Annotated in this window: 1 pseudogene; it reads left to right on the forward strand. The window is 61.3% G+C overall.

Features of this window, described 5'->3' with window-relative positions:
- Positions 1-350: 350 nt before the first annotated feature.
- Positions 351-528: pseudogene (locus NWI01_RS18665) on the forward strand (IS701 family transposase); the annotation flags it as partial.
- Positions 529-548 lie beyond the last annotated feature (20 nt).

Consider the following 548-nt stretch of genomic DNA (forward strand, 5'->3'; position numbering starts at 1 on the left):
GGGTGCTTTGCAAGAGTGGAATGGCGCGATGCCGCACGGACAGCGACGCTGTGGTCAAGGAGATGCTTGACGATCCTGCGCCCGAGAAAGCCGGAACCACCGAACACGGTCGTCAACCCCAGCATGGAACGCGCCTCGCCTGACAGTCGCGCGATGTGGTCCATCCTTTTCAACGGCCTCGGGCCGCGAAGCGTTCGACCGAACGTGCCTTTTTTCAGGACAGGAGGCGAGCCCGGAAAGAGGCTCGCGCGTGCGACTGCTCGGGAGCCGCTCACGGGAAATATCTCGCTCAACGGCGCGAGAGCGATGCAACGTCCGTCGATGGCGGGGCGTTGAACCTGAGAGGAGGATACGCCTTTTTACAGCACCGCCGCATCGCCACAGCGGCCCGGAAAAAAGAAACAACGGCCCACCGCCACAGCCGAGTTTGCCGGCCGTGCGCCAAGCCATCGTCGAACTCATTCTTCGACCGCCAAATCAGCGATGCCCGTACTGCAGAAGACAAGTCGGCAGACTGCAACGGCGTGAATAAATCTGCCAAAGTAGTG

Origin of the sequence: Nitrobacter winogradskyi (assembly GCF_006539545.1) — a bacterium.
GTDB lineage: Bacteria > Pseudomonadota > Alphaproteobacteria > Rhizobiales > Xanthobacteraceae > Nitrobacter > Nitrobacter winogradskyi_A.